The sequence below is a fragment of the Microbacterium candidum genome, from assembly GCF_030315975.1.
In the GTDB taxonomy this organism is placed as follows: Bacteria; Actinomycetota; Actinomycetes; order Actinomycetales; family Microbacteriaceae; genus Microbacterium; species Microbacterium candidum.
Map to the genome: position 1 here is coordinate 305,079 of NZ_JASXSZ010000003.1, position 19,770 is coordinate 324,848.

19 protein-coding genes are annotated in these 19,770 nt (G+C 69.8%); 5 read left to right on the forward strand and 14 right to left on the reverse strand.

The genetic code is table 11. The features are described from left to right. Positions 1–89: 89 nt before the first annotated feature. The 3 genes from QSV35_RS10870 to QSV35_RS10880 are packed head-to-tail and all read right to left on the reverse strand — an operon-like array spanning position 90 to position 3,487. The gene (locus QSV35_RS10870) at positions 90–722 is read right to left on the reverse strand and encodes a hypothetical protein (RefSeq protein WP_286288762.1); all 633 of its coding nucleotides are present in this window, start codon (positions 720–722) and stop codon (positions 90–92) included. Next, on the reverse strand, positions 719–2,710 hold the full coding sequence (locus QSV35_RS10875; protein WP_286288764.1) for a S9 family peptidase: 1,992 nt from the start codon (positions 2,708–2,710) through the stop codon (positions 719–721). Before QSV35_RS10875 ends, QSV35_RS10870 begins: the two co-directional genes overlap by 4 nt. 3 nt (positions 2,711–2,713) lie before the next feature. Then, positions 2,714–3,487, reverse strand: coding sequence for an SDR family oxidoreductase (locus tag QSV35_RS10880; RefSeq protein ID WP_286288765.1), 774 nt, complete (start codon positions 3,485–3,487; stop codon positions 2,714–2,716). Positions 3,488–3,669: 182 nt separating this feature from the next. On the opposite strand from QSV35_RS10880, the gene QSV35_RS10885 reads away from it, so the two are divergent. The 4 genes from QSV35_RS10885 (at position 3,670) to QSV35_RS10900 (ending at position 6,487) form a co-directional block, all read left to right on the forward strand. Beyond that, positions 3,670–4,161, forward strand: a complete 492-nt coding sequence (locus tag QSV35_RS10885) for an NfeD family protein (protein WP_286288766.1) — start codon at positions 3,670–3,672, stop codon at positions 4,159–4,161. Beyond that, complete coding sequence (locus QSV35_RS10890; protein WP_286288767.1) at positions 4,158–5,174, forward strand: SPFH domain-containing protein; 1,017 nt, start codon at positions 4,158–4,160, stop codon at positions 5,172–5,174. Before QSV35_RS10885 ends, QSV35_RS10890 begins: the two co-directional genes overlap by 4 nt. Then, positions 5,171–5,956 (forward strand): glycerophosphodiester phosphodiesterase family protein, encoded by a 786-nt coding sequence (locus tag QSV35_RS10895; protein ID WP_286288768.1) that lies wholly within the window; start codon positions 5,171–5,173, stop codon positions 5,954–5,956. The genes QSV35_RS10890 and QSV35_RS10895 overlap by 4 nt, the downstream gene beginning before the upstream one ends. 147 nt (positions 5,957–6,103) lie before the next feature. After that, positions 6,104–6,487, forward strand: a complete 384-nt coding sequence (locus QSV35_RS10900; protein ID WP_286288769.1) for an RNA polymerase-binding protein RbpA — start codon at positions 6,104–6,106, stop codon at positions 6,485–6,487. A 3-nt stretch (positions 6,488–6,490) separates the two neighbouring features. Here the strand turns inward: QSV35_RS10900 and lnt are convergent, their stop codons facing one another. The 9 genes from lnt to QSV35_RS10945 form a co-directional block, all read right to left on the reverse strand. Next, positions 6,491–8,047, reverse strand: a complete 1,557-nt coding sequence (lnt, locus tag QSV35_RS10905) for an apolipoprotein N-acyltransferase (protein ID WP_286288770.1) — start codon at positions 8,045–8,047, stop codon at positions 6,491–6,493. A gap of 131 nt (positions 8,048–8,178) precedes the next feature. Further along, the gene (locus QSV35_RS10910) at positions 8,179–10,650 is read right to left on the reverse strand and encodes a DEAD/DEAH box helicase (protein WP_286288772.1); all 2,472 of its coding nucleotides are present in this window, start codon (positions 10,648–10,650) and stop codon (positions 8,179–8,181) included. After that, positions 10,647–11,411, reverse strand: a complete 765-nt coding sequence (tatC, locus tag QSV35_RS10915; protein WP_286288773.1) for a twin-arginine translocase subunit TatC — start codon at positions 11,409–11,411, stop codon at positions 10,647–10,649. Before tatC ends, QSV35_RS10910 begins: the two co-directional genes overlap by 4 nt. Before the next feature lie 65 nt (positions 11,412–11,476). Then, a complete protein-coding gene (tatA, locus tag QSV35_RS10920; RefSeq protein ID WP_286288774.1) occupies positions 11,477–11,719 on the reverse strand; it encodes a Sec-independent protein translocase subunit TatA in 243 nt (80 codons plus the stop codon). A gap of 74 nt (positions 11,720–11,793) precedes the next feature. Next, positions 11,794–12,753 carry a helix-turn-helix transcriptional regulator gene (locus QSV35_RS10925; RefSeq protein WP_286288775.1) on the reverse strand — a complete coding sequence of 320 codons (960 nt, stop codon included), beginning with the start codon at positions 12,751–12,753 and terminating at the stop codon, positions 11,794–11,796. Then, on the reverse strand, positions 12,750–13,754 hold the full coding sequence (locus tag QSV35_RS10930) for a helix-turn-helix transcriptional regulator (RefSeq protein ID WP_286289100.1): 1,005 nt from the start codon (positions 13,752–13,754) through the stop codon (positions 12,750–12,752). The genes QSV35_RS10925 and QSV35_RS10930 overlap by 4 nt, the downstream gene beginning before the upstream one ends. 61 nt (positions 13,755–13,815) lie before the next feature. Then, the gene (locus QSV35_RS10935) at positions 13,816–14,760 is read right to left on the reverse strand and encodes an FKBP-type peptidyl-prolyl cis-trans isomerase (protein ID WP_286288776.1); all 945 of its coding nucleotides are present in this window, start codon (positions 14,758–14,760) and stop codon (positions 13,816–13,818) included. A 44-nt stretch (positions 14,761–14,804) separates the two neighbouring features. Continuing rightward, complete coding sequence (locus QSV35_RS10940) at positions 14,805–15,812, reverse strand: tRNA (adenine-N1)-methyltransferase (RefSeq protein ID WP_286288777.1); 1,008 nt, start codon at positions 15,810–15,812, stop codon at positions 14,805–14,807. After that, entirely contained in the window at positions 15,809–16,507 is a 699-nt protein-coding gene (locus tag QSV35_RS10945) for an HAD family hydrolase (protein ID WP_286288778.1), read from the reverse strand. Before QSV35_RS10945 ends, QSV35_RS10940 begins: the two co-directional genes overlap by 4 nt. A gap of 120 nt (positions 16,508–16,627) precedes the next feature. Between QSV35_RS10945 and QSV35_RS10950 the strand changes: the two genes are divergently transcribed. After that, a complete protein-coding gene (locus tag QSV35_RS10950; RefSeq protein WP_286288779.1) occupies positions 16,628–17,503 on the forward strand; it encodes a PAC2 family protein in 876 nt (291 codons plus the stop codon). Positions 17,504–17,568: 65 nt separating this feature from the next. Here the strand turns inward: QSV35_RS10950 and QSV35_RS10955 are convergent, their stop codons facing one another. Beyond that, entirely contained in the window at positions 17,569–18,402 is an 834-nt protein-coding gene (locus tag QSV35_RS10955; protein ID WP_286288780.1) for an undecaprenyl-diphosphate phosphatase, read from the reverse strand. A gap of 9 nt (positions 18,403–18,411) precedes the next feature. Beyond that, positions 18,412–19,731: a M20/M25/M40 family metallo-hydrolase gene (locus QSV35_RS10960; protein ID WP_286288781.1), complete on the reverse strand. Its 1,320-nt coding sequence runs from the start codon at positions 19,729–19,731 to the stop codon at positions 18,412–18,414. Between the last annotated feature and the right edge of the window lie 39 nt (positions 19,732–19,770).

Consider the following 19,770-nt stretch of genomic DNA (forward strand, 5'->3'; position numbering starts at 1 on the left):
GCGCGTTCAGTTTCTCGGCCCCCTGCGCCCACACCCCGCAGAGGGGGGCCGGGGGATCGCTCCCCGGGCGCCCTTCTCGTTTCGCTCGATCAGGACGTCTGCAGGGTGGCCATGATCGCGTGCATGAACTGCTGCATGAACATGGACATCCAGATCATCGCGGCGACGAAGCCCACGGCTTGCAGGGCGATGAAGACCCACAGAGGGGCGGCGCCGCGGCCTCCTCGCCGTCCGACGACCACGGTGCGTCCGATCACGTACACCCAGGACGACAGGAAGATCCAGGCCCAGTGGAACGGGCGCACGAATCCGCGTCGCGACAGGTCGCGGAAGTCGAGATAGGCGAACCAGGCACTGATCCCGTAGATCACCCATCCGATGCCGAGCAGCGCGAAATACCACCCGTTGAAGACCGTGGACATCTCCCATCGGATGAACGCCTGCGGATCCGGCGAGGACCCGTCGCTCGGCACGATGCGCGCGAAGTCGAGCATGCCGCTCTGCAGCTGCAGGAGGTACCCGCTCGCGAGGATCGCGCTGACGAGCGGAAGAAGCACGATCAGCCAGATCCACACGGTGTTCGCGCTCGTCCCCGGAGCGACACGCGGCGGCACGCCCGCAGGCGCCGTTGCGGTCGCGGGTGCGGCATCGACCCAGCGGTATCCGTCCCACCAGCGCGGGTGGCCGTTCGCGTCCGGGTACCATCCGGCGGGCGCGCTCACTCCGCTCCCCCGTCGATCGGGAGGTGGCGACTCCACCAGTCGAGGACGGCGGCGAAGCGCTCCATACGGTGCCGCGGCTGTCCGCCCCGGGTCAGCTCGTGGTTCTCCCCTGGGAAGATGAGCATCTCCGTGTCGACGCCCGCGCGCTTGAGCGCCGAGTAGTAGCGCGTCGCCTGCTCGAGCGGGCAACGGAAGTCGAGCTCCGAGTGCAGGACGAGGGTCGGCGTCCGCACTTGGTCGGCGACCGCCATCGGGCTCTGCCGGGAGATGTCCGCCATGGACACGCCGACGTACTCGTCACCGAAGAACGTGCCGATGTCGCTCGTGCCCTGGAAGGTCGCCGGGTCCAGGAAGCCGCGTTCGACGATCGCCCCGGCGAAGCGGTAGTCGTGCCCGATGACCCACGCCGTCAGATACCCGCCGTACGATCCGCCCATGACTCCCGCGCGTGATCCGTCGATGCGCGGATCGGATGCGACCGCACCCTCGAAGAAGTCGATGACGTCGGCGAAGTCGACGGTGCCCATCGACTGACGGATGGCGCGGCCGTGTGCACGACCGTAGCCCGCCGACCCGCGCGGATTGCAGTACACGACTGCGTAGCCGGCATCCACCAGCACCTGCGTCTCGTCGAAGAGGTGCACGCCGTACGAGGCGTACGGACCGCCGTGGATCTGGAGGATCACGGGGAACGGCCCGTCGCCGTCGGGCGTCGCCACCCAGCCGTGCACCGGGTAGCCGTCACGGCCTGTCACGACAAGCTCGCGCGGCTCGGCGATACCCGCCGCCTGCGCGGCTGTGCCGAAGGAGGTCACCGCGCCGTGTCCGTCGAGCACCAGCTCTCCGAATGAATCGGGCTGCGCGACGGCGGCGAGGATGCGGTCTCCGCCGCTGCCGTGGCCGGTCACCTCGACGTCTCCGTCGAGGACGGTCGAGATCTCGCCGTCGCGAGTCACCCGCACGAGGTGGACACGGCCGCGCGCGGCGTGCTGCAGGAGGAAATCGCCGCCTGCGAAGCCGATCTGACCGCTCATCCCGTCGAGGTCGAACGCGTCCGGATCGGTGATGCGGCGGAGCCCCGACTCCCCCACCGTCCAGAGCGCCGTCGCCGGCGCGACGAAGTCCACCCCGTCGGGACCGAGGTCCTGGGCGATGAGTGCCACCAGTCCATCGGGCGCGACGGCGACCGCATCGATGCCGAGGTCCGAGTCGCGGTCCACGACGACGCGTTCGCCCGCGTCGCCCACGCTCACGGCGACGAGGCGGTTGCGCAGGTCGGGCGCGCGGTGCTCGATGTCGTCCGCGATCGCCAGGATCTCGGAGCCGTCAGCGGTGAATGCGATGCCTGAATACGACGTCTCCCCGCTCGTGAGCTGGCGGGCCTCCGCGGCGACGAGTCGCCGCTTCGGTGCGGTCTCGCCTTCCGGGCGGACGGCGGGAGCCGGCTCATAGAACGGCTCGCTCGCGGGATCGGGCGCCGCAACCACGAAGACGTGCGACGGACGGTCGCCGATGTAGCCGAGGCCGTTCGAGTGCCAGCGGATGCCGGTGATCCGGCGCGGCGCCTCGGACGAGGCATCCAGCCCCTCCACGGTGCCGTAGCGGCCGACCTCCGGCACTCGTGCGACGAACGCGAGTACCGCTGCGTCGGGCGACCATTCCACCTGCGACACGCCGGCGGGGGCATCTGTCGCCTGCACAGGCTCCCCGCCCGACGCCGCGACGACGAAGACCTGCGGCCTCCCCTTGGCATCGCCTCGGAGGAACGCGATCCGCGTGCCGTCCGGGGACAGGCGCGGCGAACTGTCGCTCGTTCCCCGCGTCAGCCGCCACGGGGCGCCGTCCGGGAGATCGACGCGCCACAGCTGGCCGACGGCGCGGTTGGCGGCGATGTCAGGGCGCGAGGACGCGAAGACGGCGAACGAGCCGTCCGGCGCGACCTGCGGGCGGCCGACCGAGATGAGGGTTTCGATGTCGTCGGCGCGCACTGCTCACTCCTCGCCGAAGGAGCTCGTGTCGCCCACGAGTCGCGTGTGGTCGGCGGGCACCGGCTCGACGGCGGCGCGGGCCACCTCGGCGGCGAACTCGGAGACGTTGTAGAGGCGTCCCGCATCCTCGCGACGCTGCGAGATCGCTCCCGGATTGGCGCGTTCGAGGAGTGTCGCCGTGATGGTGCCTTCGATCATGTCGCCCGACACGACGACGAACTCGATGCCGCGCTCGGTCAGCCCCGGGATGAGCTTGCGGAGGGCGTCCTCGCCTGCGCGCTTCGACAGGGCGACGGCCTCGTACTCCGGCATCGTCGGCGTCGTGCGGATGAAGTGCGCCTGGTGGCTCGTGACGAAGACGACACGCGATCCGGGAGCCATGAGCGGCAGCGCAGCTCCCAGCACGCGGACCTGCGCGTCGCGGTTCAACTGCAGCGCGTAGTCCTCCGCCATGCCGCCCTCCATGCCGCCGGACGCGTTCAGGACGAGGATGTCGAGCTTGCGATAGAGCTGCTCGACCTGGCCGAACATGCCGCCGACCTCGAGCGGATCGGTGAGATCGGCGCCGACGACGAGCGCCTGCGCGCCGTCCTCGCGCAGCTCCGCCGCCAGCTTCTCCGCGCGGGGGGCCTTGTTGCGATAGTTGATGACGACACTCGCGCCCGCTGCCGCGAAGTAGCGGATGGTGTCGGCACCGATGCCGCGGGAGGAGCCGGTGACGAGCGCGACCTTCCCGTCGAGCGAATGAGGTTCGAGGATGGTCGTGGTCTCGGTCACGCGAGTTCTCCTGTCGTGCTGATCCTGCCCGAACGGGCGGAAGGGAGGGCCCGCGAAAGCGCGCGAGCACACGGATCGACCCTACCAATCCGGGCCCCGGCAGCGAGGTTCTCCACAGGTCCCTGAAGATGGCCGCGGCGTCGTTGCGCGCGTGTAGTGTTCAGAGCAACGGGAGGGTCGACGTGGATTTCATCACCACCATCACGCAGTTCGCCTGGATCGGGTGGATCGTGCTCATCGCGGTGTTCCTCGTGATCGAGATGCTGACGCTCGACTTCACGTTCCTCATGCTCGCCGTCGGCAGCGTCGCGGGGCTCGCATCCGATCTCTTCGGCGCCCCGATCTGGCTGCAGGTGCTCATCGCCGCCGTTGTCGCCGCGCTCCTCATCTTCGGGCTTCGGCCACCGCTCTTGCGGCGGCTGCGCCGCGGCGAAGACCCGACGCCCTCGAACGTCGCAGCCCTCATCGGCATGTCCGGCCAGGTGGCCGCCCCCGTCACGGGGCTCGGCGGACTGGTCAAGCTCGCCAACGGCGAGACGTGGACCGCACGCGCGACGGCATCCGACTCCGAGATCCAGGTCGGATCCCCCGTGCGCGTAGACCGCATCGACGGTGCCATCGCCTTCGTCTCCACCGCGCCCGCAACCCCCACGACCCCGGAGGTCACTGCATGAATCCCGACGCCGTCATCCCCACCGCGATCGGGTGGGTGCTCGCGCTCGCGATCCTCATCTTCGTCTTCGTCGTCATCTTCCGCTCGATCCGCATCGTTCCGCAGGCGACGGCAGGAATCGTCGAGCGACTGGGGCGGTACCACAAGACCCTCTCTCCCGGCCTGAACCTGCTGGTGCCGTTCGTCGACCGCCTCCGGCCGCTCATCGACATGCGCGAGCAGGTCGTGACGTTCGCACCGCAGCCCGTCATCACGGAGGACAACCTCGTCGTCTCGATCGACACGGTCGTCTATTTCCAGGTGACCGACGCGCGTGCCGCGACCTACGAGATCGCCAACTACCTCGGCGCCGTCGAGCAGCTCACGATCACGACCCTCCGCAACGTCGTCGGCGGCCTGAACCTCGAAGAGGCGCTGACGAGCCGCGACAACATCAACGGCCAGCTGCGCATCGTCCTGGACGAGGCGACCGGCAAGTGGGGCATCCGTGTGTCCCGCGTCGAGCTGAAGTCGATCGATCCGCCCGCCAGCATCCAGGACTCCATGGAGAAGCAGATGCGCGCCGAGCGCGACCGTCGTGCGGCGATCCTCACCGCCGAGGGCACCAAGCAGTCCGCGATCCTGAGCGCCGAGGGAAACCGGCAGGCGCTGATCCTTAACGCCGAGGGTGACAAGCAGGCGGCGGTGCTGCGCGCCGAGGGCGAAGCCCAGGCCATCCAGACGGTCTTCAACGCGATCCACGTCGGCAACCCGGATGACAAACTGCTCGCGTACCAGTACCTCCAGACGCTGCCGAAGATCGCGGACTCTGCATCGAGCAAGCTGTGGATCATCCCGAGCGAATTCACCGAGGCGCTCAAGGGTCTGACCGCAGGTTTCGTCGGGAAGGGAGCGGATGCGGCGCAGGGCGCGGCAACCTCGGCACCGGCGGTGCCCGCGGTGACCGCGCCGGCCGCTCCGACACCTCCTGCTCCCCCGGTTCCGCCGACGCCTCCGGCTCTGCCCGAGTCGTGACGCATCCGTGGTTCGCGGGCGCCTCACGCCCGCGGATCCTGGCGCACCGCGGACTCGTGACGCCGGAGGGCGCCGCCTCCGGCATGGCCGAGAACTCCTTTGCGGCGGTGGCTGCCGCGCACGCGGCAGGTGTCGCGTACGTCGAGTCCGACTGCCATCTGACCGCTGACGGCACTGTCGTCCTCTTCCACGACGACACCCTCGAACGCGTCACGGGCGACCCGCGCCGCATCGCGGAGGTGGGGCTCGCCGAGCTCGAAGAGCTGATGGCGGAGCGCGGTGGACTCATCACGCTGGCGCAGGCGCTGGACGCCTTCCCGACGATCCGCTTCAACCTGGACGCGAAGGCGGACGGCGTCGAGGTCCCGATGGGCCGTGAGATCGCCCCGTTCGCCGAGAGGGTCCTCGTCGCGAGCTTCTCGGACGATCGGCGTCGCCGCGTGCTGGATGCCGTGGCCGCCGCGGGGCGCGGCATCCGTCCGGCCACATCGGCCGGGACCGGGACCATCGCCCGGGTCGTCGCTGCCGCCGCCCTGCGATCGAACCGCATGGTGCGGCGCGCACTGGCAGGCATCGACGCTCTCCAGATCCCCGAACGGCAGGGCCGGCTGCCGGTCCTCAGCCGTCGTCTCATCGACGCGGCACACCGTCACGATGTCGAAGTCCACGTGTGGACGGTCGACGAAGCCGACGACATGCGACGACTTCTCGACCTCGGTGTCGACGGCATCGTGACCGACCGCGCGGACGTCGGGCTGCGGGTCGCCGCCGAACGTCGCTGATCGCCGCGCGCGACCGCACCGGCGCGAGTCCGCGAGCGGCCGTTCAACCTGCTGAGCATCGGCTGGGAAACCTCCCGGTGAGGGGCCCGTTCGGATGATCCGCCCAGGTCTCATCGTTATACCTGTGTGCGAGGAGAGGACCACAAAATGGCAGACCGCAGCTTGCGCGGCATCCGACTCGGCGCCCAGAGCCTTCAGAGTGAGGACGGCGTCGTGTTCCACGATCGCGCGCAGTTCACCTACACCTGCACCGCGTGCGGGCGCGACACCACCCTGACGTTCGCCGCCGACGCCGAGGTGCCGCAGACCTGGGAGTGCCGCACGTGCGGTGCCGAGGCCGTACTGCGTGTCGGAGACAAGACCGTCGAGGTCGATCACAGCGACGACAAGGCACCCCGGACCCACTGGGACATGCTGCTGGAGCGTCGCACCATCCCGGAGCTCGAGGAGCTGCTGGAGGAGCGTCTGGCGTACATCCGTGCGCGCCGCGGCGCTGGTGAGGACGTCACCAAGGAGAAGATCAGCGCCTGATCCTCAGGGCTGCTGCGCAGCGCCGGTTCCCTCGGGAGCCGGCGTTTTCGCGTTCCGTCGCCGGACGAGGAGCCCCACGACCACGAGGGCGGCGAGGCTCCCCCACCCGAGCGCGGCCTCCAGCCAGTCGCCGATGACGATCGCGGGGGTGAGCCCCGTGCGCAGGGGCACGTCCGCCAGCAGATGCCCCGCCGTGTCTGCCGGAAGGCTCTGGATCGTCGAACCGTCGGGGGCGATGATCTGGCTCGTGCCTACGGTCGAGATGTTCACGACCGACCGCCCCGTCTCGATCGCGCGCATCCGCGCGACGGCGAGCTGCTGCAGGTTCTCGTCCGTCCCGCGGAAGTCGGCGTTGTTCGTCTGGAACGCGTAGAACTCCGCGCCCGCGCGTGCACCGTCACGGATCACGTCGTCGTAGATGACGTCGAAGCAGATGGCGAGCCCGATGCCGACGCCCTTCACGGTGACGTAGGGCGGGTCCTCCCCCGGCGTGTACTCGCGTTGGATGAGTCCGATGAGATCAGGGGCGAGGGCGCCGTACAGCCAGCGGTCCGGGACGTACTCCCCGAAGGGGACGGGATGGCGCTTCGCATACGACTGCGTGATCCCCGCGGGCGCCCGCCAGACGAACGAGGTGTTGAAGTACTGCTCGCCCTTCTGGACCACCGCGTTCGCCAGCAGCGGTGCGCCTGATCGACGCTGCACCGCATCGAGGAGCGCTGCCGTGGGCCGGTCCTGAGTCGGGTCGTAGTCGACGCCGCCCTCGGGCCAGACCAGAAGATCCATCTTCTTGCCGAAGAGCGGCTCGGACGCGGCGACCTGCGCGTCGATGACCGCGTAGTCCTCGCGCTTGTCGAAGTAGCCGGATGGTCCGTTGCCCTGTGCGGCGCCGACGCGCATGCTGCCGGCCGGTGTCGTCGGGAACTGCGGAACGGCGATGAGCAGGACGACGAGCACGGCCGCCGGGACCGCCGCCCGGGCATCCCGGAAGCGGCGCAGTCGCACATACTCGATGAGTGCCGCGCACAGCGCGACGATGAGGAACGTGAGGCCGGAGACGCCGACCCACGACGCGAGGTCGGCGAGCGGACTGTTGGACTGTGTGAGGCCGATGCGACCCCAGGGGAAGCCCCCGTAGGGCCAGGAGCCGACCAACAGCTCGCGGGAGGTCCAGAGCCCGGCCACGAGCGCCGGGAGCGCGACGAGGCGCGTCCACAGCCCGCCGATCCGTGGAAGCCAGCGATAGGCAAGCGCGATCGGGATGGCGCCGACCGCGGTGAGCAGCGCCTCGAGTACCGACAGGGCGAGCCAGGGCACGGGGCCGAGATAGCGCGCTGTGAACCCGACGTTCACCAGGAAGAAGCCGAGGCCGAAGAGGAGCCCGACGAGCACCGACCCCCAGACCGACCGGCCGATGAGGCTCACGAGCGCCAGGCCGACCCCCACGAAGGCCATCGGCCACCAGGCGAGCGCCGGGAAGGCCGTCGTCAGGACGAGCCCGCCGACCGCGGCTGCGAACGCCGCCACCGACAGCGGCAGGACGGGGCGGAGCGGCGGCACGGATTCGAGCCTAAACGTTCAGGGCTCGCCTCAGCGCACCACCGGTCCCCGAGCTTGTCGAGGGGTCGCACCCGCCAGGCCACGACGCCTCGACAAGCTCGGCGACCGGAATCCGGCCGAAACGCAGCGACCTACAGGGACGAGTAGGCGACGATTCCGTGGCGCACGGCATCCAGCGCCTTCCGAGCGACGCTCGCGAGCCCGGTCTCCGCCACGAGCGACAGCTGATCGAGGAGGTCGATCGTCTGCTTCGCCCAGCGCACGAAGTCGCCGGCGGCCATGTCCGCCTCGATCAGCACGCGGTCGAGCGGGACGCCGCGAGCCCACGAATGCATGGCCGTGGCGAGCCCGGCCGCGACCGGCGCGGATCCAGGGAGCCGGTGGTCCTGCTCCAGGTCGTCGAGGGCCTGCCACAGCTCCTGAGTGGCGGCCAGCGCCGCGCGGAACGGTCCACGGGGCAGAGCACCCGCCTCCGGACTCTCGGAGTCGCGACGGGGCTCGTAGACGAGGCAGCAGGCGAGCGCCGCGAGGGATGCCGCATCCAGACTCTCCCACAGGCCGCGCCGCAGGGATTCGGCAACGAGGAGGTCGCGCTCGCCGTAGATGCGGCGCATGGTGGCACCCGCATCCGTCACGCGCGTCTGCGCGCCGGAGCCCTCGACGTAGCCGAGTTCCGCGAGTACCTCGACCACGCGGTCGAAGACCCGTGCCACGGTCCCGGTGCGCGTCTCGATCTGGCGGCGCAGCGCGTCGGTGCTCCGCTTCAGCTTGAAATAGCGCTCAGCCCAGCGCGCGTGATGCTCACGGTCCGGGCACGAGTGACAGGGGTGTCGCTGCATCCGTCGCCGGAGCGTCGCGATCTGCTTCTGCCGGGCGTCGCGCGTCGATCGCGAGGCGTTCGCGTCCTTGCGGTTGAGCTTCTCGAGGTCGCTGAGCTCGCGCCGGATCCCCGCGTACTCGCGGAAGTCGCCGCGGTCGCACGTCATGGCCTCGCCGTAGCCGGCGAGCGACTCCTCCTGCTCACGAACCTGTCGCGCGAGCCCGACGACGGCGCGGTCCGCCTGGAACTGCGCGAAGGACGATTCGAGGATCTCGCGCGCCCTCGGCCGTCCGAACTGCTCGATGAGGTTCACGGCCATGTTGTATGTCGGCCGGAAGCTGGAGTTCAGCGGATACGTGCGGCGCGAGGCGAGGTTCGCAACTGCTTGGGGATCCAGGCCCTCGCTCCACTGGATGACCGCGTGGCCCTCCACGTCGATGCCCCGGCGCCCGGCGCGCCCGGTGAGCTGCGTGTACTCCCCCGGTGTGATCGCGACGCGCGCTTCGCCGTTGAACTTCTCGAGCTTCTCGAGGACGACGGTGCGGGCGGGCATGTTGATGCCGAGGGCGAGGGTCTCGGTTGCGAAGACCGCCTTCAGGAGCTTCAGCCGGAAGAGCTCCTCGACCACCTCTTTGAAGGCGGGGAGCAGTCCCGCGTGGTGGGCGGCGATGCCGCGTTCGAGGTTGTCGCGCCACTCCCAGTAGCCGAGGACGGCGAGGTCCTCGTCCCGCAGCAGCCGCGTCCGCTCGTCGGCGATGGCGCGGATCTCTGCGCGCTCCTCAGTGGTCGTGAGGCGCAGTCCCGCCCGACGGACCTGCTGCACCGCGGCATCGCATCCGACGCGACTGAAGATGAAGAAGATCGCCGGCAGGAGATTCGCGCGTTCCAGCAGCTGGACGACGTCGGGGCGGTCGAGCCGCTCGATGCGTCGCACGTTGGCGGACCGCACGGGGCGCTTGCCGCCGCGGTTCGGCCGCCTTGTGGCGTACCCGGCGTGTTCCGAGCTGCGATAGCTCGAGACCGCGTGGTTTCGCTCGTAGTTCATGCCCTTGAACGAGCGGATGCGCATGAGCTCCTGGTTGACGCGGGCAGTCGCGACGCCGGCGCGGTCGTCGAACAGCGGCAGGAGGTCGGCGCGCACGAGGACGTGCTGCTCGAGCGGCACGGGCCGCGTCTCCGACACGATGACCTCGGTGTCGCCGCGCACGGTGTCGAGCCAGTCGCCGAACTCCTCGGCGTTGGACACGGTCGCCGACAACGAGACGAGGCGCACGGCCTGAGGGAGGTGGATGATGACCTCCTCCCACACCGCGCCGCGGAAGCGGTCGGCGAGGTAGTGCACCTCGTCCATCACGACATAGCGGAGCCCGCGCAGCGCCGGAGAGTCGGCGTAGAGCATGTTGCGCAGCACCTCGGTCGTCATCACGACGATGCGCGCGCTGCCGTTGATGTTGGTGTCGCCTGTGAGAAGCCCGACCTCGCTCTCGCCGTAGACCTCGACGAGCTCGCGGAACTTCTGGTTCGACAGCGCCTTCATCGGCGTCGTGTAGAAGGCCTTCTCGTCGGGTTCCCGCATCGCGAGGTGGATCGCGAACTCGCCGACGATGGTCTTCCCCGCCCCGGTCGGGGCCGCCACGAGCACACTGCGGTCCTCCTCGAGGGCGCGGCATGCGGCTACCTGGAAGGGATCGAGCGAGAACCGCTGCGAAGCGGCGAAGGATGCGGTGACCGGATGCGATCCGGCTTCGCGGGCTTCCGCGTACCTCTCGGAGGGCGAACTCAACCCGCGATCTCCGGCGGGAGGAGGTCCTTGTCGCGCTTGCGCCTGCGCCTGTCGAAGAGCATCGAAATGCCAACCGCGGCGAAGTAGAGGACGGCGAGGATCCCGCCGAGGAGCAGCATCGACGTCACATCGGCAGCCGGGGTCGCGGCCGCGGCGAAGATCGCGATGATGATGATCGCGATGCGCCAGCCCTTGAGGATGCCGCGTCCGGAGACGATGCCCGCGAGGTTCAACGCGACGAGGAACACCGGGGTCACGAAGGAGACGCCGATCACGAGCAGCAGTTTGAAGACGAAGTCGTAGTACGTGTCGTAGCTGAAGAACTGCGAGAAGCCGGGACCGCCGGGGACGAAGGTCGCCATGATCTGCACCATGTGGGGCATGATGATCCACCCGACGTACAGGCCGGCGGCGAAGAGCGGGATCGCGGCCGCCATGAACCCGACCGTGTAGCGGATCTCCTTGCGGGTGAGCCCGGGCATGATGAACGCCCAGATCTGCCACAGCCAGATCGGCGCAGAGACCAGCAGCCCGATTGCGAACGCGATCCGCATGTGCAGATCGAAGCCGCTCGAGACCGTGTTGAAGTTCAGCGCCGTCATCCTGTGACCGTGTTCGGCGGCGATCTTGACGATCGGCTCCGACATCAGATTGATGATCGGCTCAGAGAAGATGAACGCGACGATCATGCAGACGATCAACGCGGCGGCCGAGATGAACAGGCGCCGCCGCAACTCCAGCAGATGCTTCATCAGCGGCATCCGCTTGTCGTTGCGGGGTACCCCCGGATCGCTGAGCCGGGGGGATTCGGCCGTGGCCACAGCCGTCAGGGGCGCGGTTCTGCGGGCTTGCCCGACTCGACCGGCGCGTTCGCAGCGTCATCGGCGGAAGACTGCTCCGCCTTGCCGTCGGTGGTCTTGTCCTCGTCCTTCATGGCCTTCATCTCGCCCTTGAACACTCGCGCCGACTGCCCAAGGCTCTTGGCGAGCGCGGGCAGCTTGGCCGCGCCGAAGATCAGGATGATGACGGCGAGGATGATCAGCAGGTGCGGCCATCCGAGTGCGCCCATGAGGATTCCTCCAAGTCGTTTGGTGTCAGTCTAATACCGAGGAAGACGGATGTCCGCGCGTTCGCCGCTAATCCTCAGACGTACTGCGCGAGGCCCGCCTCGGCCCACGCGGCCGCCGCGCATCGCGCAGCAGGAGGCGACAGGATCTCGATGTCACCGCCGCGGCGGGCGGCGAGGCGCTTCAGGCTGTGCTCATCGGCGACTTCGAGCGTCGCGGTCGTGATGCCGCCTTCCGACTCGAGGACGGCACGATCGAAGTACCCGCCGAGGAGTGCGGCCACCTCGTCGGCGAACCGCACGCGCACCTCGATGTCGTTCTCGCCGGGGGCGAACAGCGCCGGCACCCGCTCATCGCCGTGGGTGATCGCGATGTCGGTGAGCACCACGTCGCTGACCCGGTCGAGGTGGAACGTGCGCATCGCCTGACGCAGGTGGCACCAACCCTGCAGATACCACTCGCCGTTGGCGATGTGGACCTTCACGGGGTCGACCGTGCGGGTCGTGGGCGCCGCATCCGGGGCCTTGTAGGTGAACGAGAGGGCGACGCCCGACTGCAGCGCGTCGTCGACCGCCACCCGGACGGCGTCCACGGGCGGCGGCACGACGATGACGTCGGCAGGGGCGGATGCCGCCCCCTTCTCGAGCTTGGCGAGCAGTCCGTTCGCGACCTCGCTGCTCGCGACGCCGGGCAGCGACCTGGCGAGCTGGAGTCCCGCGAGAAGGGCCGCCGCCTCGCGCGCGGTGAGCTTCGGCGCGCGCTCGAGGGCCACGGTGTTGGTGATGACGATGGTGTCCTGCTCCTCGAGCAGCTCCCAGTCGATGTCGAACAGGTCGTTCGGCATCTGCCAGTACCCGGCATCGCCCGGGCGGCCGATCATCGTCAGCTGCTGCACCATGCGGCGCATCTGCTCCGGGGAGACGTCGAAGTCGGCGGCCGCTTCGGCGAGCGAAACCTCCTCCTTCGCGACGAGGTACGGCACGAGCTGGAGCATCAGTGCGGCACGGGCGGACGCCTGGGCGGGACGGGGGCTCACGCGGCGCTCCCTTCGGCGGGCGCATGGACCGCAAGGGTCGCCTGCAGGCGCCGGATGACCTCGTCGCGCAGCAGCGGAGGAGCGACGACGCGCACTTCGGGGCCGTACGAGGCGAGCTCGTCGGCGAGGATGTGCACGTCCACGTACGGCACGCGGATGCCCTGCTCGGCGGGCTGTGCTCGGCGGCCGAGGCGGAGCGACGCCTCCGTGCCGGGATTGACCTCGAGAAGGGCGGAGTTGCGGCGGGCGACCTCCTCGAGTCCGCGCTGCGCGCGCTCCCCCGCACCATCCTTCTCCGCGGGATCGAACTCCTCGCGGGTCACGACGACGTCGCCGACGATGCGGGAGAGGAGGAACGTCCGGTCTCCGTCGGCGGTCACGTCGAAGCCGTACACATGCCAGCGCGCCTCGTAGTCGACGAGCGCGAGCGGGCGGATGCGGCGCACCCGCGGCGACGGCTCGCCCGGCTTGAGGTAGGAGAAGGTGACGATGCGCGACTGCTCGATCGCCTGCTGCAGCGGGGCGAACGCGTGGTCGCGCAGATTGATGCGCGGCGCGTAGCCGATGATCGGCTCGTCGACGCTGATGCCGAGCCCGCGGATCTTGCGCAGGCCGCTGCGCGCATCCTCCGACATCGACCCTTCCCCCCACACGCTCCCCGCGAGGTTCAGCAGCGCGATCTCCGCGGGGGTGAACACGATGTCGACGGGCAGCTCGTACTCCCCCGACGGGACGCGATAGCGGGCTTCGCGGAGGTCGTCGGGGTCGGCGGCATCCCCGATGGTCTCGATCGGCACGCCGAGGCGCCGCAGGCTCTCCTTGTCGCGCTCGAACATCTTCTCGAGCGCGTCGCGACCCGCACCGCCTTCGACCTGCTCGCGGTACCCCGCGACGGACTCGAGGATGGTGTCCTTCGTCAGCCCCTGCTCGGTGGCCATGAGGGCCACCACGAGGTTCAGCAGGCGCTCCTCAGGAGCCGTGTTCGTCGCCACGGAAGCAATCCTATGGGGGCCCTGAGCCGCCGGGCCCGGCGGCGCGCAGGTCGGCCGCCGGGTGGTGCGTTCAGCCGTTCGTCGACGACGCGGGGTCGATCCCGAGGATGTCGATGACGTACACGTGCGCCTGCTTGGTGTCGCCGGTGTTGTCCGTGTCCTGGCCCGCGGGGACCACGATCATCAGCTGCGAACCAACGGTCTTGTCCTTCAGCGCGTCGCCCAGGTCCGGAGACAGGGTCGAGAGATCGACGGACTGCGGCTCGCCGTCCCACGTCGTGTTGACGACCTTCTTGTCGTCCCACGTGACTTCGAGGGCGTGGATGCGCACCGGGTCGGTGCCGGTCACCTTCTCGCCGTCGCCCTTCTTCAGGGTCTGGACGACGACATCGGTCGGGGCGGATCCGTCGGGGACGATGACGCCCGGGCGACCTGTGTCGGTGCGCACGACTGTCGGCAGGCCGAAGCCCGCGTTGTACTGGTCGGCACCATCGGCCTTCGTGAGGTAGACCTTCTGCACGTCGACCACGAGCGCGCCGGAGTCCTTCGGGCCGAGGCCGCTCACGACCCCGGGCGCATATCCGGACGGCGGGAGGGCGACGGCGACGCGGCTGCCGGGCGTGGCGCACTGCAGCGCCTTGCGGAGACCGGGGAAGAGCTGCGTCCAGTAGGACACGGGCTGCACCGGCGCCTGGGCGCCATACGCCGAGTTCACGGTCTTTCCGTCGTTGCCGCGCGCGAAGGTCACGCCGAGGACGACGAGCTGGTCATCGGCCGTGATCGGCGTCCCGGAGCCCTGCACGAGAGTCGTCCACGAGTTCTCGGACGTGTGGAACGGCGTGGCGATCGTCACGGTCGGCGCCGAGCCCACGTCCCCGCTCACCTGGATGAGGCTCGCGGCGGACCCGCTCGACGTCGGCGACGGGCACGACGACGCGGCGGTGCCGGACGAACAGCCGGTCAGGGCGAGGGCGGACAGGCCGACGACGGCGAGGAGAGCAGACAGAGTGCGCACCGCAGAAGTCTAGGCGGCGCGGGCCTGTGAATCCGACGCGAGGGTCACTCGGGGGTGTCGCCGCCGGCGGCCAGACGCGCGCCGTCTGCGGCGCGCTGAGCCTCGCGGACGCGCTTTCGCAGGTTCTTGTCCGTGATCTGCCGGTCTCCGACAGCGCCCGGCGTCCACGCCTCGACGTCCTCGTCGCCGTACGACGCCTTCTTGACCGTGCGCTTGCGCACATCGGGCGGAACAGCGCCCGGCGCCAGGCGGCGCGCCGTGATGAGGAAGCCCGTGTGGGCGACCATGCGGTGGTCCGGGCGGACGGCGAGGCCTTCGACGTGCCACCCCCGGACTATGGTCTCGCTCGCGTCCGGCTCGGTGAACAGCTCGGTCCCCCGGATGTACTCGGCGACGCGGCTCAGCTGGGTCGCGGTCGCGACGTAGCAGATGACCACACCACCGGGGGTGAGCGCGTCCGCGACGACGTCGATGCACTCCCACGGGGCGAGCATGTCGAGGACGACGCGGTCGACGGATGCGGGCTCCACCGCTCCGGGAAGCGCCTCGACGAGGTCGCCGACGACGACGTCCCAATTCGACGGCATCCCGCCCATGAACGTCTCGACGTTCGCCTGCGCGACCTCCGCGAACTCGTCTCGACGCTCGAACGAAACGAGCCGCCCCTCGGCGCCGACGGCGCGCAGCAGCGAGAGCGACAGCGCGCCGGATCCGACGCCCGCCTCGACGACGGTCGCGCCCGGGAAGATGTCGGCCTGCACGACGATCTGGCCGGCATCCTTCGGGTAGACGATGGCGGCGCCCCGCGGCATCGACATGACGAAGTCGCGCAGCAGCGGCCGCAGCGCCAGGTATTCGGAGCCCGAGCTGTTCTCGACGACCGAGCCGTCAGGAAGGCCGACGAGCTTCTCGTGCCGCAGGACGCCGTGATGCGTGTGCAGTTCGCCGCCCTCGCGCAGGGTGATCGTGTGCAGGCGCCCCTTCGGCCCGGTCAGCTGCACACGGTCGCCGAAGCGGAAGGGCCCTCGCGGGCGCAGGTCGGTCTCAGTCATGCGCGGGTGCGCTCCTCTCGGGCGGCGTGGCGGGCGTGCAGCGCCCGCAGATCGTCGGCGTCACGCCCGTCCAGGGTGGGCCACAGCTCGTGCGCGCCCACGCCTTCGAGCGAGAGCGCGAGCGGCACGCCGAGGCTGACTGCGCCCGAGGCCACGGCCGAGCGCAGCCCGTTGACCGAATCTTCGATGGCGACGGCCTGTGCGGGCTCGACGCCGAGCGCCTCGCAGGCCTGAAGGTACGGGTCTGGGAACGGCTTGGGACGCGTGACATCGTCCCCGCCCAGCACGATGTCGAAGGCGTCGAAGCCGATGCGGTCGACGATGACCTCCGCCATGCGGCGGCGCGACATCGTGACGAGAGCGGTGGGGATGCCGGCATCCTTGAGGCTTCGGAGCAGCCCGCGCGCCCCCGGCCGGAACGGATCAGGACCGTCGACGATGCCCTCCATCACGCGATCCGTCAGCCACTGGACGATCTGCTCCTCGGCCATGCGCACACCCGCGGACTGCAGCACGCGGGCGCCGTCCTCGAGACCGCTGCCGACGAGGCCGAGCGCCATCTCGTGCGTCCACATGCCGCCGAAGCTCTCGACGAGCTCGCCCTCCGCCGCCATCCAGTACGGCTCGGTGTCGACGAGGGTGCCGTCCATGTCCCACAGGACGGCGGCGAGACCGGGCAGCGCAGGCGATGTCACCGTATGACTCTACCGAGCACTCCGCGAGCCCCGTCCCGGGCGGAAGGGGCGGGCCTATCCTGGAGGCCCGCACCCGCGCGGGAAGGCGGGCCTATTCTGTAAGAGACGTAAGGAGCTCGTGTGGATGGACTCGGCCGGCGAATCCTCGTCGCGGCCTTCGACGGCTGGAACGATGCGGGAGAGGCCGCGTCGTCGGCCGTCGAGCTGATGCGCGACGAAGGCGACTTCGAGACGGTCTTCGACATCGACCCCGAGCTGTACTTCGACTACCAGTACACGCGACCCGTGATCGCGCTCGATGCCGACGGGGGCCGGACGTTGAAGTGGCCGTCGGCCACGATCCTTCGGCCGAAGCGCTCGCGTCGCGGCACGCAGCTGTGGCTCCTGACGGGCGCTGAGCCCGCGCGGGCATGGCAGGGGTTCGCGGCGGAGATCGTCGACGTCGCGCTGCGCGAGGACATCAGCGGCTTCGTCGGTCTCGGCTCGATGATGTCCGACGTCCCGCACACCCGCCCCATCTCCGTCTTCGCCTCGAGCGACAACGAGGGCCTGCGCACGTCTCTCGACCTCGAACGCAGCACCTACGAGGGCCCGACCGGCATCCTGAGCGTCATCGCCACGGCGGCCGAGAACGCCGGCATCCCGTCCGCCATGCTGTGGGCGAGCGTGCCGCACTACGTCGCGGGACACACGCCGTCCCCCAAGGCGAGCCTCGCCCTCCTCGACCGGCTGGAAGACGTCACCGGCGCCCAGGTCCCCCGCGGGGAGCTGGCCTCGGAGGCCGCGACGTGGGAGGCGACGATCGACGCGGCCGCCGCCGACGACGAGGACATGCGGGAGTACATCCGCCAGCTCGAGGCCACGCGCGACACGTGGGACTCCCCCGATGCATCGGGCGATGCGATCGCGCGCGAGTTCGAGCGCTACCTGCGGCGATCCGATGGCCCCGGCGACCCGCCCGGCAAGCCCGGACGAGACGAGCCTCCGCGCCGCTGAGCGCACGCGCGGAAGGGACGTATGCCGCGACCTGATGGTCGCGGCATACGTCATCGCCTCAACCGTCAGTACGGCTTGATGACGCCCATCGACAGCAGCACGAGCAGCAGGGAGCCGACCGCCACGCGGTAGACGACGAACGGCAGGAAGCTGTGGTTCGAGATCCACTTCATGAACAGCGCGATGACCGCGTATCCGACACCGAAGGCCACGGCCGTCGCCACGGCGGTCTCGCCGAGGCTGTAGACGGCCGCTCCCGGCTCCTTGATGCTCTTGAAGAGCTCGTAGAACCCGCTGCCGAAGACGGCCGGGATGGCGAGGAGGAACGCGTACCGGGCGGCGGCTGCCCGCTCGTAGCCCATGAACAGACCCGCGGTGACGGTGCCTCCCGACCGCGATACGCCGGGGATCAGGGCGAGGGACTGCGCCAGCCCGTAGATGATGCCGTGCGAGAAGGTCAGGTCCTCCAGCTTGCGGCGCTTCGCCCCGACCATGTCGGCGATGCCGAGCAGCACGCCGAAGAAGATCAGGGTCCCCGCGATCAGCCAGAGGGAGCGGAAGACGGTCTCGATCTGCTTCTGGAAGAGGAGTCCGAGCACGACGATCGGGATGGTGCCCACGATGATGAGCCACCCCATCCGCGCGTCGGGGTCGTTGCGTGGGACCTTGCCGAACAGCGAGTTGAACCACCGGGAGACGATCCGCACGATGTCGCGCCAGAAGAACAGCGCCACGGCCGCCTCCGTGCCGATCTGGGTGATCGCGGTGAACGCCGCGCCCGGGTCCTGCGCATCGGGCAGGAACGCGCCCACGATGCGCAGATGAGCGCTGGATGAGACAGGGAGGAACTCGGTGAGCCCCTGGATGAATCCGAGGAAGATCGCCTCGAGGAAGTGCATGGGGGCCTTTCAGTAGGTCCGAAGCAGGTCGGTGAGCACACGCCGGCCGAACACGAGCGCATCGAGTGGAACGCGCTCGTCGGCGCCGTGGAACATGCCGGTGAAGTCGAAGTCCGCCGGCAGACGCAGCGGCGCGAAGCCGTACCCGGTGATGCCGAGCCGGGAGAGCGCCTTGTTGTCCGTGCCGCCGGACAGGAGGTACGGCAGCACCGGGACGCCCGGATCGTGTGCGCCGAGCGCACCCACCATCGCCTCCACGAGGGGACCCCGGAACGGCGTCTCCAGCCCGACGTCGCGCACGACCACCTCGACGGCGACGTCGGGGCCGACGATCGCCTTGATCTCTTCGAGAGCGGCGTCCTCGGTGCCCGGCAGCACGCGCACGTCGATGAGCGCCTCCGCCTCGTCGGGGATGACGTTGTGCTTGTAACCCGCGGTGAGCCCGGTGGGGTTCGTCGTCGTCCGCCACGAGGACTTCAGGAAGCCGGCCGCGGGTCCGGTGCGGTCGGCGACGGTGTCGGGGTCGCCGGCCGCGCCGTCGAGCGCCGTGATGCCGTCCAGGAGCGCGCGCGTGGTCGTCGTGAGCTCGACGGGCCACGCGGTCGTTCCGAGGCGTGCGACAGCCTCCGCGAGGCGCGTGACGGCGTTCGCGGGGTGGAAGCGGCTGCCGTGGCCGCCACGCGCGCGAGCGCGCAGGCGGATCCAGATGAGGGCCTTCTCCCCCACCTGAAGCAGATAGGCGCGTCGGTCGCCAAGGGCGATCGAGTACCCGCCGACCTCGCTGATGGCCTCCGTGGCGCCCGCGAACCACTCCGGGTGGTTCTCGACCACGAGCGCCGACCCCTCGACGCCGCCGTTCTCCTCGTCGGCGAAGAACGTCAGGACGAGGTCGCGTTCGGGCTGATCCCCGGAGCGGAGGATGTCCGCCACCGACGTGAGGACCATGGCATCCATGTTCTTCATGTCGACGGCGCCGCGACCCCACAGCATCCCGTCACGGATCTCCCCGGCGAACGGATCGACCGTCCAGTCCTCGGCGACCGCCGGGACCACGTCGAGGTGACCGTGGACGACGAGCGCGGGCTTGTCGGGGTTCCGGCCCGGGATGCGGGCCGTCACGTTCGTGCGGCGCTCGATCGGCTCGTAGTACTCGGGCTCGACGCCCAGTCCCTCGAGGTACGCACCGACGTATTCCGCGGCCTCACGCTCACCGCGCGAGCGCCCGCCGCCCCAGTTCGTCGTATCGAACCGGATGAGATCCCGCGCGATGCGGACGACCTCCTCCATCGGCTCTTCGTGGGCAGGCGGAGAGACCGGGGTGTCGGGCATGGTGACCAGGCTACCGGCGGCGCGCCCGGGCTCCCGTCG

Coding starts and splice junctions, on each gene's coding strand:
- tatC (WP_286288773.1), bottom strand. CDS start 11,411: ATGCCGCTGATGAAGCATCTGCTGGAGTTGCGGCGGCGCCTGTTCATC.
- QSV35_RS10940 (WP_286288777.1), bottom strand. CDS start 15,812: ATGACTGAGACCGACCTGCGCCCGCGAGGGCCCTTCCGCTTCGGCGAC.
- QSV35_RS10890 (WP_286288767.1), top strand. CDS start 4,158: ATGAATCCCGACGCCGTCATCCCCACCGCGATCGGGTGGGTGCTCGCG.
- tatA (WP_286288774.1), bottom strand. CDS start 11,719: ATGGGCGCACTCGGATGGCCGCACCTGCTGATCATCCTCGCCGTCATC.
- QSV35_RS10960 (WP_286288781.1), bottom strand. CDS start 19,731: ATGCCCGACACCCCGGTCTCTCCGCCTGCCCACGAAGAGCCGATGGAG.
- QSV35_RS10900 (WP_286288769.1), top strand. CDS start 6,104: ATGGCAGACCGCAGCTTGCGCGGCATCCGACTCGGCGCCCAGAGCCTT.
- QSV35_RS10955 (WP_286288780.1), bottom strand. CDS start 18,402: ATGCACTTCCTCGAGGCGATCTTCCTCGGATTCATCCAGGGGCTCACC.